A 15498-nucleotide genomic window follows, 5' to 3' on the forward strand; every position below is an offset into this window, starting at 1 on the left:
TCCAATGAGCAGTAAAGAGAGAGAGCCGATGATCTTCCGCAACCCGAGGTCGGGAGGCGAAGGGGAAGGCGAGAACAAGAAGTCTGCCGCCATTCCGCTGCTGCCGCTGCGCGACATCATCGTCTTTCCGCACATGGTCGTGCCCCTGTTCGTGGGCCGGCAGAAGTCCATCGCCGCCCTCGAGGCAGCGATGGCCGGAGACCACGCCATCCTCCTGGCCGCCCAGAAGGAGGCCAAGACGAACGATCCGACCGAGGCCGACATCCATGCCGTCGGCACGCTCGGTCAGGTCGTTCAGCTGCTTCGCCTGCCCGACGGCACGGTCAAGGTGCTGGTGGAAGGCAAGTATCGCGCGCGCGTGACCAGCTTCGCCCAGGAGGAGCGCTTCTTCTCGGTGCACATCGAGTCCATCGATGAGAACACCGCCACCGGCCCCGAGCTGGAGGCCCTGGTGCGCAGCGTCAACTCGACGTTCGAGGCCTACGTTCGCGCCAACAAGAAGATTCCGCCCGAGATGGTGATGACGGTGAACTCGATCGAGGACCCGTCACGTCTTGCGGACACGGTCGTCTCGCATCTGACCGTGAAGCTCGAGGACAAGCAGGATCTGCTCGAGACGTTCGACGTCTCCGAGCGCCTGGAGAAGGTGCTCGGCTTCATGCGTTCGGAGATGGAGATCCTCGAGGTCGAAAAGCGCATCCGCTCCCGCGTCAAGAAGCAGATGGAGAAGACGCAGAAGGAGTACTACCTCAACGAGCAGATGCGGGCGATCCAGAAGGAGCTCGGCGAGAAGGACGAGTTCAAGAACGAGATCCAGGAGCTCGAGGAGCGCCTCGCCAAGCTTAAGATGCCCGAAGAGGCACGCGAGAAGACCGAGAAGGAGATCAAGAAGCTCAAGATGATGTCGCCCATGTCGGCCGAGGCCACCGTGGTGCGAAACTACATCGACTGGATGCTGGCGCTGCCCTGGGGCGACTACTCGGAAGACCGCATCGACATCAAGGAAGCGCGCCGCGTCCTCGACGAGGACCACTACGGCCTGGAGAAGGTCAAGGAGCGCATCCTCGAATATCTGGCCGTGACCAAGCTGGTCGGCTCGATCAAGGGCCCGATCCTTTGCCTGGTCGGACCTCCAGGCGTCGGCAAGACCTCGCTCGGCCGCTCGATCTCGCGCGCCACCGGGCGCCAGTTCGTGCGCGTCTCGCTCGGCGGCGTGCGCGACGAGGCCGAGATCCGCGGCCACCGGCGCACCTACATCGGCGCGCTTCCCGGCAAGATCATTCAGGGCCTGAAGAAGGCCGGCAAGGGCAATCCCGTCTTCCTGCTGGACGAGGTCGACAAGATGTCGACCGACTTCCGCGGCGATCCCGCCTCGGCGATGCTCGAGGTGCTCGATCCAGAGCAGAACACCTCGTTCAACGACCACTACCTGGACGTCGACTACGACCTGTCCAAGGTGATGTTCGTGACCACGGCGAACATGCTCGACCGCATACCGCGGCCGCTGCAGGACCGCATGGAGATCATCCGCATCCCCGGCTACACCGAGCTGGAGAAGCTCAACATCGCGCGCGAGTTCCTCGTGCCCAAGCAGCGCGAGGCCAATGGCCTGGACGAGAACCAGCTCGTCTTCGCCGATGCGGCGCTGCTGATGATCATCCGCCGCTACACCAAGGAGGCGGGCGTCCGTAACCTGGAGCGCGAGATCGCGGCGGTCTGCCGCAAGGTCGCGGTCAAGGTCGCCAGCACCGAGAATCCCAAGATCGTCAACATCGGGGCCAAGGCCATCGAGAAGTACCTGGGGGCGCCCAAGTACCGCTACGGCCGCACCGAGGACGAGTCGATGGTGGGCATCGCCACCGGCCTTGCCTGGACCGAGATGGGCGGCGAGCTGCTCAACACCGAGGTCACCGTGCTGCCGGGCAAGGGCAAGCTGACCATCACCGGCCAGCTCGGCGAGGTCATGCAGGAGTCCGCGCAGGCCGCGATGAGCTACGTGCGCTCGCGCGCCATGGAGCTCGGCTTCCGGCCCGACTTCTACCAGTCGATCGACGTGCACATCCACGTTCCCGAGGGGGCCATCCCGAAGGACGGCCCGTCGGCGGGCATCACGCTGGCGACGTCGCTCGTCTCGGCGTTGACGCGCATGCCGGTGCGGCATGACGTGGCGATGACCGGCGAGATCACGCTGCGCGGGCGCGTGCTGCCGATCGGCGGTCTCAAGGAGAAGCTGATGGCGGCGCACCGCGCCGGCATCAAGAAGGTGATCATCCCCGCCGAGAATACCAAGGACATCCAGGAGCTGCCGACGACGATCCTGCGCGCGCTGGAGATCAAGTCGGTCGAGCACATGGACGAGGTCCTCGACGGCGCGCTGCTGTTGCCCGAAAGCCGCAAGTCGGTCTTCCTGATGACACGGCCGCGCGACCTCGGCGCGCTGCCGATGGAAGTGGAGCTCACGCAGCAGCAGGCGCCCCCGGCGCCGGCCGGCGAAACGCCCGCTCCGGGAGACGTGGTCACTCACTGATCCGCAGGGGTCTGGCACCTTTTCCGGCTTTGCGGAAAAGTGCCAGACCCCATTCTTCGACTCTACACGCATTGATGCTTAGATAACGAGCCGGCCCACCAAAGCAGCCGGCTCGCTTCGTTTCGGGCGGTTAGCTCAGCTGGTAGAGCAGCGGTTTTACACGCCGCGGGTCGGCGGTTCGATCCCGTCACCGCCCACGTCCCATCGCCGGCGCGGCCATGAGGCGACCGTCGAACTCGCCGCGCGCCGACTCGGGTTCGATCCCGTCACCGCCCACCTTCGTCACCGCGGAGACTGTGCGTGCTGCTGCACGACCTCGAGGAAGGCGGTGCCGTACTTTTCCAGCTTCGCATCGCCGACGCCGTGCACGCCGCGCATCTCCTGCAGCGTCCGCGGTCGTGCCGCCGCCATCTCGATGAGCGTACGGTCCGCGAACACGGCGTAGGCAGGCAGGCCGCGCGCCTTGGCCAGGTCCAGGCGCAGCACCTTGAGCGCGTCGAACAGAATCGTGTCGCACGATTGCAGCAGGGGAGGCGCCGCCTTGCCTCTGGCCTTCTTGTCGGCGCGTGATGGCCGCGGGACGAGCACGTCGCGCCGCAGCTCGACCTTCTCCTGCCCGCGCAGCACGCGCCGCCCGAATTCGGTCACCGTCCAGCGCCCGTGCTCGAGGATGTCCAGCGAGAGGACGCCCAGCGCGTAGAGCTGGCGAAAGATCGCGCGCCACTCGTTCGCGCTGCGGTCGGCGCCCACGCCAAACGTCGGAAGAGAGTCGTGGCTCCACCGGCGAATCGCATCGGTGGCGTTGCCCGTCAGGATCGCGATGAGATGCTCGCTGCCGAACCGCTCGCCCGTGCGCAGCGCGGCCGACATCGCTTTCTGCGCCTCGATGGTCCCGTCGAACAGCTCCACGCCGCCGATGCACAGGTCGCAGTTCCCGCACGTCGCCGACGGCTCGCCGAAGTACGCGAGCAGCGTCTGGCGCCGGCAGCGCGGCGCCTCGCACAGCGCCACCAGCGCGTTGAAGCGCTGGCGTTCGATGCGCTTGCGCTCGTCCGATGCCTCGCCCTGCTCGATCTGCGCGCGCCGCAGCCGCATGTCGTCGAGGCCGTAGAGCGTCAGCGTGTCGGCCGGCAGGCCGTCGCGGCCGGCTCGTCCGATCTCCTGGTAGTAGCCTTCGATGTTGGCGGGCAGGTCGGCATGGCACACGAAGCGCACGTCGGGCTTGTCGATGCCCATGCCGAAGGCGATCGTCGCCACCATGACCACGCCGTCCTCCTGCAGGAAGATGTCCTGGTTGCGGCTGCGCAGCTCCTGATCCAGGCCGGCGTGGTACGGCAGCGCCCGCACCCCTTCGGCCGCGAGCTGCTCCGCCAGCTCCTCGGTCCGCCGGCGCGAGGCGCAGTAGACGATGCCGCTGGCGCCGGCGTGCTCGCCGGCGAACGCGACGATCTGGCGGCGCGCGTTGTCCTTGGGCCGCATCGCCAGGCGCAGGTTGGGCCGGTCGAAGGAGCGTACGAAAGTCCTCGGCGGCGCTCCAAACAGCTTCTGCTCGATGTCGGCGCGCGTTGGCGCATCGGCCGTGGCGGTCAGCGCGATCACCTGCACGCCGCCGAGCTGCTCGCGCACCGTGCCGAGCGTCAGGTACTCGGGCCGGAAGTCATGGCCCCACTGCGAGACGCAGTGCGCCTCGTCGATGGCCAGCAGCGCCGCCCCGGCCTCGCGCAACGCCCGCACCGTCTCGTCGCGTACCAGGCGCTCGGGCGCCACGTAGAGCAGGCGCAGCGACTTCTCGCGCAGCGCCTGCTCGATGCGCCGGTTCTCCTGCAGGCCGTTGGAGGAGTTCCACGCCGCCGCCGCGATTCCGTACTCTCGGAGCTGGCCGACCTGGTCGCGCATCAGCGCGATCAGCGGGGAGACCACCACGGTCAGGCCGTCGCGGAGCAGCGCCGGAAGCTGGTAGCAGAGCGACTTGCCGCTGCCGGTGGGCATGACGGCCAGGACGTCGGCGCCCCCGAGCACGGCCTCGACGACCTCCTCCTGTCCGGGACGGAAGTCGGCGAATCCGAAGACGGATTGCAGAAGCGAACGGGCGTGGTCGAGCGCGGCCTGCATGACACCGCCACCGTGGCGGCGCGTGTGTACATAGCGGACCCGACGTCCAGGCTCGACCGCCGCGGTGCGTTCGTTGACGGCGAAGTCATGACTGCACGGTCATGTCGGAATCGTGCGACGGACGATCGGGAAGATCCTCGCTCGGCCTGGTGCGGCTCGGCGTGCTCGTGCAGCGGCTTCGCGCAAAACACCAGGACCGGCTCGCTACTGCGCGCGGGTGATGTCGGTCGTCAGGCCTGCTCGCGCAGCACGCGCGTGATGGGGACCTCAAGCCTGCTCGCGCAGCACGCGCTTGAGCACCTTTCCCGTGGGATTGCGCGGCAGCTCGGGCAGGAACACGATCTCTCGCGGGATCTTGTAGCGCGCCAGATGGTCGCGCACGTACTGCTTGAGGTCCTCGGCGCTGACGTTGTTGCCGTTGCGCAGCACGACGAACGCCTTCAGGCGCTGGCCGAATTCCTGGTCGGGCACGCCGAGCACGGCGGCCTCGTGCACCGCCGGATGATCGCAAAGCAGATCCTCGACCTCGCGCGGGAAGACGTTCTCGCCTCCGGAGATGATCATGTCGTCGTCGCGGCCCTCGACGAACAGCAATCCGTTCTCGTCGAAACGCCCGACGTCGCCCGAGGACATGAGGCCCTGGATGACCTCCTTGTTGCCGCCGCCGGTGTAGCCCTCGAACTGATTGTCGTTGCCGACGAAGATTCGGCCGGTCTTGTTGGGGCCCACGACCTCGCGCCCCTCGGCGTCGAACAGCTTGACGATGGTGCCGCGCGGCGCGCGGCCGGCGGTGCCCGGCGCCGAGCGAAGCTCGTCGGGCATGGCGATAGTCGCCTGCGCGACCTCGGTGGATCCGTAGAAGTTGTAGAGATTGTCGCCGAACGTATCCATCCATCGCAGCGCCAGCTCGCCCGGCAGTGCCGAGCCGCTCGCCGCCACCACACGAAGAGAGCGCGTGTTGTACTTGCGGATCACCTCCGGCGGCAGCGCCAGGATCCGCTGCAGCATCACGGGCACGACCGCGAGCACATCGGGACGGTGCTCGTGAATGGTCCGAAGCGTGTCTTCCGGATCGAAGCGGCGCCGCAGGATCACCGTGCACGACAGGATCGACGACAGCATCAGGTGCGCGCCGCCCCAGGAATGGAACGTCGGCGCGGCGATGAAGCTCTTCTCTTCCATGCGCAGCGGCATACGACCGAGAAGGCCGACGAGCGTATCCAGGCTCGTCCGCCGCGGCGGTCGCTGCGCGCCTTTGGGCGTGCCGGTGGTGCCCGAGGTCAGGATGGTGGTGCGGCCATGCTTCGCGGGTGCCGGCAGCTCCGAGGAATCGTGAGTTCGCGTCAGCTCCTCGAGCGTCGGGTACGGGCTGGTTCCCTCCGCCAGCGTGACGAAACGCTTGCGGTTGCCGGCGCCGGCGCTGACGATCGGCTCGAACTCCTCATCGTACAGGACGATCTGCGACTGCTCGCGCTCGAGCACCTCGCTCAGCTGCGGCGCCGCAAAGCCGGTGTTGAGCAGCATCGTGTTGGCGCCGATCTTGTTCAGCGCGATCATGGCCTCGACGAAGCCGCGATGGTTGCGCGCGAACAGGCCCACTCCATCGCCGCATCGGACGCCCGCCGCCATCAGACCGCGCGCGATCGAGTTGCTGCGCCGGTCGATCTCGCCGAACGTCAGCGGCGCGCCGACCTCGTCGACCAGGCCCACGTCGTTGGGCCGCCGGGCGGCCGAGGCCGCCACGCCGCCGGCAACGGTCGAGCCCCATTTGCCCATCGCCTTGCCGAGGCCCATGAGGACCGGCGGCCACAGCAATCCGACGTCACCCAGAACCTGGAACACCTCCAGCGTGCGCTGCAGCGTCCCTCCTTGACCCGTACCCCTGGTGCTCATGCGGCACTCCCTACGACAGAGGCGCCTCCGAGGCGAGCGTTGGGTGGCAAGATTTGCCCGTGTCCTCCTTTGCTGTTAGGTAGCCGGGCTCGGTCGTTTGCCACGGCCTCCAAGGGAGGCCGAACATGCGCTGGTCGCGGACCTGCGCAGGAAGGAACGGGGTCGTAGTTCAGTCGGTTAGAACGCTGGCCTGTCACGCCAGAGGTCGCGAGTTCGAGTCTCGTCGGCCCCGCCATTCTCCCTGACATCCGGTGGCGCGCCCGAGAGGAAGCATGCAGAAGGTCACCAAGAGCCTGTCCGTCGAAGCCGCGCGCGCGGCCCGCAAGTGGTACGTGGTCGACGCCAACGAGCAGGTGCTCGGGCGCCTGGCCACGCGCGTGGCCGCCGTCCTGCGCGGCAAGCACAACCCGGCGTTCACGCCCCATGTCGATTGCGGCGACTTCGTCGTCGTCATCAACGCCGACAAGGTGCGGCTGACGGGCAACAAGGCCGAAGGCAAGATCTATTACAGCTACTCGGGCTATCCCGGCGGCATCCGCGAGCGCACCGCCGGCGAGATCCTGGCCACCCGCCCGGAGGAAGTCATCCGCAAGGCCGTAACCGGCATGCTGCCGCGCAACCGCCTGGGCCGCCAGCTCGCCAAGAAGCTCAAGATCTACACCGGCAGCGAACACCCGCATGTCGCCCAGACGCCTGCGCAGCTCAGCGTCTGAGCAGCAACGAAACGGAAAACAAGATGGCAGCAGGACCTCAGCCCACGCTCGCAACCGGTAAGCGCAAGACGGCAATCGCCCGCATCTGGCTCAAGCCGGGTCTAGGCAAGATCACGATCAACGAACGCGAGATCGACGACTACTTTCCGCGTCCAACCTCGCGGATGATCATCGCCCAGCCGTTCGAGGTGGTTGGGCGGCCGTCCGGCTACGACGTCGTCGTCAAGGTCCGGGGCGGCGGCATCTCGGCGCAGGCCAGCGCGGTTCGGCACGGCATCAGCCGCGCGCTGGCGGGCTCGGAGCCCGAGCTGCGGCCGGCACTGAAGAAGGCGGGCTTCATGACGCGCGACTCCCGAGTGGTCGAGCGCAAGAAGTACGGCCGTCACAAGGCGCGCAAGCGTCCGCAGTACTCCAAGCGATAGTCCGATGGCGGGCGCCACGCTCATCCGAGTGGCCGTCGTCGGTGCGACGGGCTACTCGGGAGCCGAGCTCGTCCGCCTGCTATCGCGTCATCCCAACGTCCAGCTGACCGTCGTCACCTCCGAGCAGGCCGCCGGCGCCGCGCTCGGCAGCGTGCACCGCACGCTCGCGTTCACGGGCCTCAGCCTGGAGGCGGTTGACGCCGCCGCCATCGCGCCGCGTGCCGACATCGCGTTCACGGCGCTGCCGCACGGCGCCTCCACGCCCGTGGTGGCGGCGCTCGTCGACCGCGGCGTGCGCGTCGTCGACGTCGGCGCCGACTTCCGCTTCCAGGACGTCGAGCTGTACACGAAGTGGTACGGCCAGCATGGGGAGCCGCAGCTGGCGCGAGAGGCGGTGTACGGGCTGACCGAGTTCGCACGCGAGCAGGTCGCCGGCGCGCGCCTGGTCGCTAATCCCGGCTGCTATCCCACCGGCGCGCTGATGGGCCTGATCCCGCTGGCCGCGCACATTCGCGGCCCTGTGTTCGTCGATTCCAAGTCGGGAACCAGCGGCGCGGGCCGCGGCGCCAAGGTCGACCAGCTTTTCGCCGAGGTCACGGAGAACATCCGGCCGTATTCGGTGGGCAGGCATCGCCATCAGCCGGAGATCGCCAGCCAGCTGTCGGCTCATGCCGGCGAGAAGCGACAGGTCGTGTTCTCTCCGCATCTGCTGCCGGTCGCGCGCGGCCTGCAGACGACGATGTATCTCGACATTCCTGAGGACGTCGACGTCGGCGAGCTCCTGCACCGTCGCTACGACGGCGAGCCGTTCGTGCGCCTGCTCGAAGGCGGCGCGATGCCCGAGCCGCGCGCGGTGCGCGGCACCAACATGATCGAGATCGCCTGGCTGCGAGAGCCCGACAGCGGGCGCGTGGTGGTGCTGACGGCCATCGACAACCTCGGCAAGGGGGCGGCGGGGCAGGCCGTGCAGAACATGAACTGCATGATCGGCGCGCCCGAGACGAGCGGCCTCGACCTGCTGCCGGCGCTTCCGTAGAGCACGCCTCGCGTCCACGCAGAGACGTCAGCTCGCCATCATTCTCCAGCCCAGCATCGGCAGCACGACGATGCTGGCGAAGAACGCGACGTTGACCAGCACGCCGACGTAGGCGAGGGCGATCACGGCGATGTCGTCTTCCATCGTCCCCACCGCAAGAAGCATCACGACGATGGCCGGCAGGCTGTTGGTGAACGGGATGGGCAGTGGCAGCGAGAACACCAGCGCGTGCAGCACCCACAGCACGGCGTTGAAGTAGCGCAGCCCGCGCATCGCCAGCATGTCCCGGGCGCGCGGCCGGATGAACCGCTCCAGGCGCGCCAGCAGCCGCTCCAGCGCACTGCAGATGCGGTCGATGGTGCGTGGATCGATGGTCACGCGCGCCAGCCGCCGCGGCACCCACGGCGCACGGTCGAGAGCCGCGAACACGCCGAGCATCGCCACGACGAGGCCCAGCACCGTCGATATGCCGGGCAGCGGAATCGGTTGGAGGAAGGGCAGCATGAGGAACACCGCCAGAAAGGCGTGTCCCTGCGGTCCGGAAATTTCGAGAAGATCATGGACCGAGAGCGCGCCGTGCCGGGCGCGCTCTCGGATCCGATGCAGCGTCTCGCTGAAGCGATGTCCGTGCGGTGAGGCCGCGGACGTCGCGGCTCTAGCGACGTCCGTGCCCGCCGCCATGTCCCCCGCCGCCCTTGCCGCCGCCACTGGCACGGCCGCCGCCACCGCCGCCACCGCCGCGGGAGCCTTGCATGCGCGCGCCGCCGCCGCTGGATCGCTGAATGTTCCCGCTGGGACGGCCCGATCGGCCACTGGAGCGCTGAACCTGCGGCGCGGAGCGGCCGGAGCCGCCGCCGCGAATTTCGCGCGCGCCGCGCGAGGAAGGCGCCGTGCGCACCGAGCTCTTGCCGCGGCTCGGAGGCGTCGAGGAGCGGATGGAGCGGCTGGAGCCGCCGTCGCGCTCGCGCATGTCCTGCGTGCGGATGCTGCCGCGGCGTCCCCGCTCCTGGCCGCGAACGCTTCCGCCGCGCTCGCGCAGCTCCTGCGTTCGCACGCTGCCGCCGGCGCCGCGGCCGCCCACGCTGCCGGTTTCCCAGCGGCGCTGGCGCTTCCAGTCGTCCCAGTTGCTGCGCACGCTGTCGTAGGACAGCCTTTCATAGTTCCACGGTCGACCGCGCCAGCGACGGCTGCGGTACTCATCGCGCCAGTTGCTGCCGATGGTCGTGTAGAAGGTGGGAACTCCCGAGTAGTAGCCCCAGTCGCGATCGTAGTAGCGCGAGCGGTACCAGCGACCCTGCCATGGGCGCCACCACCAGCCATCCACGAAGAACAGATCGACGCCGTAGTCCGGAACCGCGTAGACGTAGGTGCCTGGAAACACGACCAGGCTCGGCGGTGCCGAAAGCACGATCGGCGGCGGCAGCGGCACGCTGATGCCGACGCCTACACGAACTTCGGCCGGCGCGGGTGCGGTCGCACCGAGCGTGCAAGCCGTAGCCAGTGCCAGGGCGGACAGGAATAATCGTCTTTTTCTCATTGGCCGGATCCTCTGCTCTGGTCCCGCTTGCGCCTGCGCCGTGGCACACGCGCATCCCGTAGGGACGCGGCGCCGGCGATCGTCATTCGAGAAGCGAGCGCAATCCCCTCACGTGTGGGTCCGTCGCCTGGTTTCGCCGCGGCGAGCAATGCGCCGCGCCTGCTCGGACTATCCCTTGATGCCCGCGACCGGCGGCACTGCACCCAGGCGCTTCCGCTTGGCAGCAACGCACGGACGCGGCGCCTGCCGCCACTGGCGCGCCACGATCAGCGCCGCTGCGCTCCGTCCTCGAGCATCTTTCGAGGGTGCTGCCCGAGCGCGTGCCCCATGAACGGTGGATGGATGCTGTAGCCGAGCAGGCTCTGCACACGCTCCGACATCGCGCGCGCTCGCTGCGGCGAGATCGACAGGAAGTAGTTCTCCTGCGGGCGTGCCCACGGCTCGCAGTACTGGTTCGACAGCGCCAGACGCGGCTCCCGGCTGCGGTTCGCGCCGCCGCGATGGACGAGCGTGCCGAGGAAGACGACGACCGACCCCGGCGGCATCGTCACCGGCATGAGCTGCCGCTGCACGGCCTCGGGCAGCTCCGGTTCCACCGGCTTGCCGCCGGTGCGCGTCTGGAAGTCGATGCGGGCCAGCAGATCGCCGACCTCTTCATCGCTCCAGCGATGGCTGCCGGGAATGATCTGCGTGCCGCCGTTCTCCTCGGTGAAGGCATCGATCGCCCAGATCGTGCTGACGCTGATCGCCTTTCGCGGGCGGGCGATGCGGTAGAAGGCATCGTCGGTGTGCAGAGGCTGGGAGGTTTCGCCCGGCAGGATGCGGATCGCCTGTGAGGCGGTCAGCAGGAAGTTCGGCTCCAGCAGCGCCTCGCAAAGCGCCATGATCGCGGCGTGCTCCGCAAGCGCCTCCAGGGCCGGGCCGACGCCGACCAGGCTGTAGACCCGCTGCGTCAGATGGCCTTCGAAGTTGTTGCGGCCGATGTCGTCGTCGCTCAGGTGCGGCGCGAGCTGCCGTCGGATCTGCGCGATCTCGCCTGCCGACAGCACCTCGGGGAGCACGACGTAGCCGTGATCCGAGATCGCCTGGAGCCATTCCTCGACGGCGCGACGCATGCACGAGATGTAGCCGAGGAGGGCGTCGACGGCCAAGCGCGGCGTGCGCGGCCGCCGCCTCGCCGCCGCTTCAAGCATCGCGACCGATGTAGAGGAAGGCGGCGATGACGCCGAACACCGCGTTGGCGATCCAGGCCGCGACCACTGGCGACATCGCTCCGGTGCGTCCGGCGGAAAGAGCCAGGCCGGTCAGGATCCAGTAGGCGAAGCCGATGACGAGGCCGAGCCCCAGACTGGAGGCAACGCCGCTGCGCGGCCCGCTGCGCAACGCCAGCGGAAGGCCCATCAGCGTCACCACCAGACCCGCGAACGGCCATGCGAGCTTGTGATGCAGATCCACCAGGAACTCGTCGGCGCCCAATCCGCGCGCCTGAAGCTGCGCGATCTGCTCGCGGAGCTGGCGGAAGCTGAACTCTTCGGAGCGCCGCTTGCGCGCGGCCAGGTTGTCGGGATCTTCGTGCAGCTCGAATTCGCCCGCAGTCAGCGGCCGCACCTGGACGTTGCCGGGCGAGAGCAGATCCTTGACCACGCCGGCCGCGCCCTGCCAGCGACCGTCGTGCCAGCGCATGGATCCGACGTCGATGATGCGATGGAGACGAAAGGCGGCATCCGATTCGTAGATGGTCAGGCCGGAGATCTCGCGCTTGCCGGCATCGTAGCGTCGGATGTGCACGAAGCCGCGATCGCTCTGATACCAGATCGAGGCGCTGTCGAAGACTCCCCGGTACGCCTTCTGCTTGAGCTCCACGTCCCAGATCCAGCGTGAGCGTGACGCCGCCACCGGCACCACGTTCTCGTTCCAGAACAACGCGGCGATACTCAGAACCGCCGAGACCGCCAGGATCGGAAGAGCCAGCTGCCAGGAGCTCAGACCGCAGGCCTTGAGCGCGAGGATCTCGCGATTGCGCGTCAGCAGCGCCAGCGACAGCAGCGCGGCGAGCAGGCTGGCTGCGGGGAAGATGTCGTAGAGGATCTTCGGCAGCTTGGCCAGGAAGTAGAGCACCACGCGCGACCAGGAGGGCGCGAACGGTACGACCTCGCCGACGCGATCGAAGACGTCGATGATCAGGTAGAGGCCGCACGCCGCCGCCATGCCGAGGACGAACACCCGCAGGTACTGAAGGATGAGGTAGCGCGACAGGATCGACATCAGAGACCGCTCGACGCGGGCTGCGCGCGGCGCAGCGAAAGGCGCGGCAGGATCAGGCGGTCACGCGCCGCACGCAGGAGCATCCACAGGCCGGCCGCCGCCATCGCCGCGTTGGGCAGCCACATCGCCAGCGCCGGCGGCATCGCGCCGGCGCGAGAGGCTGCCACCGCCATGCTCAGCAGCGCATAGTAGACCAGGATGACGACGACGCTGACCGCCGCTCCGCGTCCGCGCGCCGAGCGCGTCGGCTGCGCGCCGAGTGCGGCGCCGATCAGTGCCAGGACGACGGGAACGGACGAGAGCGCGAACCGGCGATGAATCTCGATGCCCGCATCGACGGCGCGCCGGCGATCGCCGCCGCGCCGCTCGGCCATCAGCTCTTCCCAGCTCATGCTGCCGGGCTCGTCGCTCGCCGCGTTGCCGCCGGTCACGGTGCGAAGCTCCAGCTGCACCTCGAGCGAGCGGAAGTCGGTGACGTCGTAGTCGTTGGCGTTCTCGTGAGCGACGACGCTGGTGCCGTCGAGCAGCTGCAGGAAGAGCGAGCCGTTGTGCTCGTTGGCGCCGACGCGGCCAGCTTGAGCGAAGACGGTGGTGCGGCTGTCGGGCGTGCGCTCGTCGGCCAGCATGACGCCGGAGATGGTGCCGGTGCTGCCGTCGACACGATCGACGTAGACGACCATGCGCTCGAAATCCGTGTTGAAGAAGCGCGGCCGCAAGGCGGCGGTGGCGCGCGTCTTGGCGATCTCGAAGACGGTGCGCTCGAGCTCGCGGTGTCCCCACGGGCGTGCCGTCATCGCCAGCGCGAGCGTCGCGGCAGCCACCGCCAGCGACAAGGCCAGCACCGGCCGCAGCATGTCGTAGAGCGAGATGCCCGCCGCTCGCAGCGCCACCAGCTCGCAGTCGGCGCCGAGGCGACCGAAGGCAACGACGACGCCGAGCAGGAACGACATCGGCAGCGTGGCTTCGAGAAAGGTCGGCACGATGCAGACGAGCAGCCGCAGCACCAGGCTTCCCGGCACTCCACGCGCCACGATCATCTCGATCAGGTCGACGACCCGCGCGGCGAACAGCACGAAGGAGAAGATGAGGATGCCGGCAAGGAATGCTGTGCCGATCTCGCCGAGGAGGTATCTGCGCAGCGTACGGCCCACGGAGCGCGAGCGTACACGAGCATCCCCCCGCACAAAGCGCGCAGCGACGCACAGGCCAGCGCCCGCGCGGCCTCGCGGCGCCGGCGTCCGCTGCGTCTGCGGCGGCGCAGGCCTCCGCAAGTCCGCGGCTCGCGGCCACGGCGGCGCCGGCGATCGGGCGGGTACGTTGGTACGTGCGACCTCGTACGCTATAGCAGCGGCCCTCATGCCTCGTCGTGAACGCAACCGCAGCGGCGCGCGCCGCGGTCCTTCGCACTCCGGCGACGACGGCTCCCGCATCGCCGTTGCCGGTCCTAACGCGGTCGAAGCCGCGCTGTCGGCCAGGGGCGCCTCGAGCGTCGCCAGGGTCTTCCGGGTCTTTCTGGAGGAGCCGGCGCCGCGCCGGGCGCACGCCCTGGCGCACCAGGCACGCGAAAGCGGCATACCGGTCTCGACGATGGGAGCGGGAGAATGCGATCGTCTGGCCGGCGCTCGATGCCAGGGCATCGCCGCCGAGGTCGGCTACGCCTACGCGGATCTCGACGACCTCCTGGCCCGGCAGGGCCTGCTCGTGTTCCTCGATTCGATCGCCGACCCGCACAACCTCGGTGCCATCCTGCGCACGGCCGAGGCCGCCGGCGCCATCGGGGTCGTGTTGCCCGAGCGGCGCGCGGCCCACGTCACGGCCACGGTCATGCGCGTGTCGGCCGGCGCGGCCATCTATCTGCCCGTGGCACGCGTCACGAACCTGGTCCGGGCCATGCAGAGCGCGCGCGAGGCCGGCTTTTTCCTTCTGGGCCTGGCCGCCTCGGCGTCGGCCGCGCTGCCGCGCGGCAGCGCCGAGGACCCGCGGCTTGGCGACAGAGTCGGCCTGGTCGTGGGCGGGGAGGGCGAGGGAATGCACCGCCTGGTGGCCGAGAACTGCGACGAGCTGGTGCGCCTGCCGATGCGCGGACGGGTGGAGTCGCTCAACGCGTCGGTGGCCGCGGCGCTGGCCATCTACCGGCTGCTCGACCAGCGACTTTTTTCGTCTTCGAGGGGCGGCAAGTCAGGTTGACACCGTGCGTAATGGTTGATAGCCACTCGCGTTTGCGTTTGGTCCCGACACGGCACGAAGACACCGGCGTAGCAACACTGCGGCGCGGGATCGGGCCGGCGGGATCGGTCGAGCGACCACCTTCTCGGAATGTGCGCGCCCGGTTTCGAAGCTAGGAACAACGAGTGCCGATGTAGCTCAACTGGCAGAGCAACTGATTTGTAATCAGTAGGTTGCCAGTTCGAGTCTGGCCATCGGCTTTCAGATGTACGGGAGATGATCTGGGTTCGGGGAGAGGTACCCGAGTGGCCAAAGGGAGCAGACTGTAAATCTGCCGGCGAACGCCTACGGAGGTTCGAATCCTCCCCTCTCCACCATCTCCATGTCCTGGACCGAGCTTCGAACGGATGCGCGAACACGAGGAAGGGCTGCTCGAACCGAAGGTTTTACGCGGGAGTAGCTCAGATGGTTAGAGCATCAGCCTTCCAAGCTGAGGGTCGCGAGTTCGATTCTCGTCTCCCGCTTTCTGCAGTGAGAAGGGCGCGCGTTACACGACGATAGAACCAGGCAGAAGCCCACGTAGCTCAGTCGGTAGAGCACGTCCTTGGTAAGGACGAGGTCACCGGTTCAAGTCCGGTCGTGGGCTCCAGAACAAGAGGTACTGGACCGCAAGGGAGTTCGGAGAAGCAATGGCCAAGGAGCAATTCAAGCGCACCAAACCGCACGTCAACGTGGGCACGATCGGCCACGTCGACCACGGCAAGACCACGCTGACGGCGGCGATCACGCTGGTGCAGTCGAAGAAGGGGTTCGGCAGCTACGTGGCC

The 15498-nt window shown here is 68.2% G+C and carries 13 protein-coding genes and 6 tRNA genes; 12 read left to right on the forward strand and 7 right to left on the reverse strand.

Annotated elements, in window-relative coordinates:
- The first annotated feature begins 4 nt into the window (after positions 1-4).
- Positions 5-2527: an endopeptidase La gene (lon, locus tag VEC57_09315; protein ID HYB99318.1), complete on the forward strand. Its 2523-nt coding sequence runs from the start codon at positions 5-7 to the stop codon at positions 2525-2527.
- Between the two features lie 124 nt (positions 2528-2651).
- Positions 2652-2724 (forward strand) — tRNA-Val (locus VEC57_09320).
- An 85-nt stretch (positions 2725-2809) separates the two neighbouring features.
- Here the strand turns inward: VEC57_09320 and recQ are convergent.
- Entirely contained in the window at positions 2810-4639 is a 1830-nt protein-coding gene (recQ, locus tag VEC57_09325; GenBank protein ID HYB99319.1) for a DNA helicase RecQ, read from the reverse strand.
- 267 nt (positions 4640-4906) lie between these two features.
- Positions 4907-6532 carry an AMP-binding protein gene (locus VEC57_09330; protein ID HYB99320.1) on the reverse strand — a complete coding sequence of 542 codons (1626 nt, stop codon included), beginning with the start codon at positions 6530-6532 and terminating at the stop codon, positions 4907-4909.
- A 158-nt stretch (positions 6533-6690) separates the two neighbouring features.
- Between VEC57_09330 and VEC57_09335 the strand changes: the two genes are divergently transcribed.
- From VEC57_09335 to argC, 4 genes are all read left to right on the forward strand, one after another.
- A tRNA-Asp gene (locus VEC57_09335) sits at positions 6691-6767 on the forward strand.
- Positions 6768-6804: 37 nt separating this feature from the next.
- Positions 6805-7245: a 50S ribosomal protein L13 gene (gene rplM / locus VEC57_09340; protein HYB99321.1), complete on the forward strand. Its 441-nt coding sequence runs from the start codon at positions 6805-6807 to the stop codon at positions 7243-7245.
- A gap of 23 nt (positions 7246-7268) precedes the next feature.
- Positions 7269-7667, forward strand: a complete 399-nt coding sequence (rpsI, locus tag VEC57_09345) for a 30S ribosomal protein S9 (GenBank protein HYB99322.1) — start codon at positions 7269-7271, stop codon at positions 7665-7667.
- A 4-nt stretch (positions 7668-7671) separates the two neighbouring features.
- Positions 7672-8703, forward strand: a complete 1032-nt coding sequence (gene argC / locus VEC57_09350) for an N-acetyl-gamma-glutamyl-phosphate reductase (protein HYB99323.1) — start codon at positions 7672-7674, stop codon at positions 8701-8703.
- 27 nt (positions 8704-8730) lie between these two features.
- Here argC and VEC57_09355 read toward each other — a convergent pair whose 3' ends face one another.
- The 5 genes from VEC57_09355 to lptF all read right to left on the reverse strand — a co-directional run bounded on the left by VEC57_09355 (position 8731) and on the right by lptF (position 13656).
- Complete coding sequence (locus VEC57_09355) at positions 8731-9384, reverse strand: exopolysaccharide biosynthesis protein (GenBank protein HYB99324.1); 654 nt, start codon at positions 9382-9384, stop codon at positions 8731-8733.
- Positions 9359-10240 carry a hypothetical protein gene (locus VEC57_09360; protein HYB99325.1) on the reverse strand — a complete coding sequence of 294 codons (882 nt, stop codon included), beginning with the start codon at positions 10238-10240 and terminating at the stop codon, positions 9359-9361. Before VEC57_09360 ends, VEC57_09355 begins: the two co-directional genes overlap by 26 nt.
- Before the next feature lie 266 nt (positions 10241-10506).
- Positions 10507-11391 carry a phytanoyl-CoA dioxygenase family protein gene (locus VEC57_09365; protein HYB99326.1) on the reverse strand — a complete coding sequence of 295 codons (885 nt, stop codon included), beginning with the start codon at positions 11389-11391 and terminating at the stop codon, positions 10507-10509.
- A 34-nt stretch (positions 11392-11425) separates the two neighbouring features.
- Positions 11426-12505 carry an LPS export ABC transporter permease LptG gene (lptG, locus tag VEC57_09370; protein ID HYB99327.1) on the reverse strand — a complete coding sequence of 360 codons (1080 nt, stop codon included), beginning with the start codon at positions 12503-12505 and terminating at the stop codon, positions 11426-11428.
- Positions 12505-13656, reverse strand: coding sequence for an LPS export ABC transporter permease LptF (gene lptF / locus VEC57_09375; GenBank protein HYB99328.1), 1152 nt, complete (start codon positions 13654-13656; stop codon positions 12505-12507). Before lptF ends, lptG begins: the two co-directional genes overlap by 1 nt.
- Positions 13657-13861: 205 nt before the next feature.
- Between lptF and rlmB the strand changes: the two genes are divergently transcribed.
- From rlmB to VEC57_09405, 6 genes are all read left to right on the forward strand, one after another.
- Positions 13862-14692 carry a 23S rRNA (guanosine(2251)-2'-O)-methyltransferase RlmB gene (gene rlmB, locus VEC57_09380; protein HYB99329.1) on the forward strand — a complete coding sequence of 277 codons (831 nt, stop codon included), beginning with the start codon at positions 13862-13864 and terminating at the stop codon, positions 14690-14692.
- A 166-nt stretch (positions 14693-14858) separates the two neighbouring features.
- Positions 14859-14931 (forward strand) — tRNA-Thr (locus VEC57_09385).
- A gap of 31 nt (positions 14932-14962) precedes the next feature.
- Positions 14963-15048: transfer RNA gene (locus VEC57_09390), tRNA-Tyr, on the forward strand.
- Between the two features lie 73 nt (positions 15049-15121).
- A tRNA-Gly gene (locus VEC57_09395) sits at positions 15122-15195 on the forward strand.
- A 49-nt stretch (positions 15196-15244) separates the two neighbouring features.
- Positions 15245-15320: transfer RNA gene (locus VEC57_09400), tRNA-Thr, on the forward strand.
- Positions 15321-15360: 40 nt separating this feature from the next.
- Positions 15361-15498, forward strand: a 138-nt coding sequence (locus VEC57_09405; GenBank protein HYB99330.1) for a GTP-binding protein, incomplete at its 3' end; no start/stop codon positions are given.

It is taken from the genome of Candidatus Limnocylindrales bacterium (assembly GCA_035626395.1).
GTDB lineage: Bacteria > Desulfobacterota > Binatia > UBA1149 > CAITLU01 > DASPNH01.

Coding starts and splice junctions, on each gene's coding strand:
- lon (HYB99318.1), top strand. CDS start 5: ATGAGCAGTAAAGAGAGAGAGCCGATGATCTTCCGCAACCCGAGGTCG.
- recQ (HYB99319.1), bottom strand. CDS start 4,639: ATGCAGGCCGCGCTCGACCACGCCCGTTCGCTTCTGCAATCCGTCTTC.
- VEC57_09330 (HYB99320.1), bottom strand. CDS start 6,532: ATGAGCACCAGGGGTACGGGTCAAGGAGGGACGCTGCAGCGCACGCTG.
- rplM (HYB99321.1), top strand. CDS start 6,805: ATGCAGAAGGTCACCAAGAGCCTGTCCGTCGAAGCCGCGCGCGCGGCC.
- rpsI (HYB99322.1), top strand. CDS start 7,269: ATGGCAGCAGGACCTCAGCCCACGCTCGCAACCGGTAAGCGCAAGACG.
- argC (HYB99323.1), top strand. CDS start 7,672: ATGGCGGGCGCCACGCTCATCCGAGTGGCCGTCGTCGGTGCGACGGGC.
- VEC57_09355 (HYB99324.1), bottom strand. CDS start 9,384: ATGGCGGCGGGCACGGACGTCGCTAGAGCCGCGACGTCCGCGGCCTCA.
- VEC57_09360 (HYB99325.1), bottom strand. CDS start 10,240: ATGAGAAAAAGACGATTATTCCTGTCCGCCCTGGCACTGGCTACGGCT.
- lptG (HYB99327.1), bottom strand. CDS start 12,505: ATGTCGATCCTGTCGCGCTACCTCATCCTTCAGTACCTGCGGGTGTTC.
- rlmB (HYB99329.1), top strand. CDS start 13,862: ATGCCTCGTCGTGAACGCAACCGCAGCGGCGCGCGCCGCGGTCCTTCG.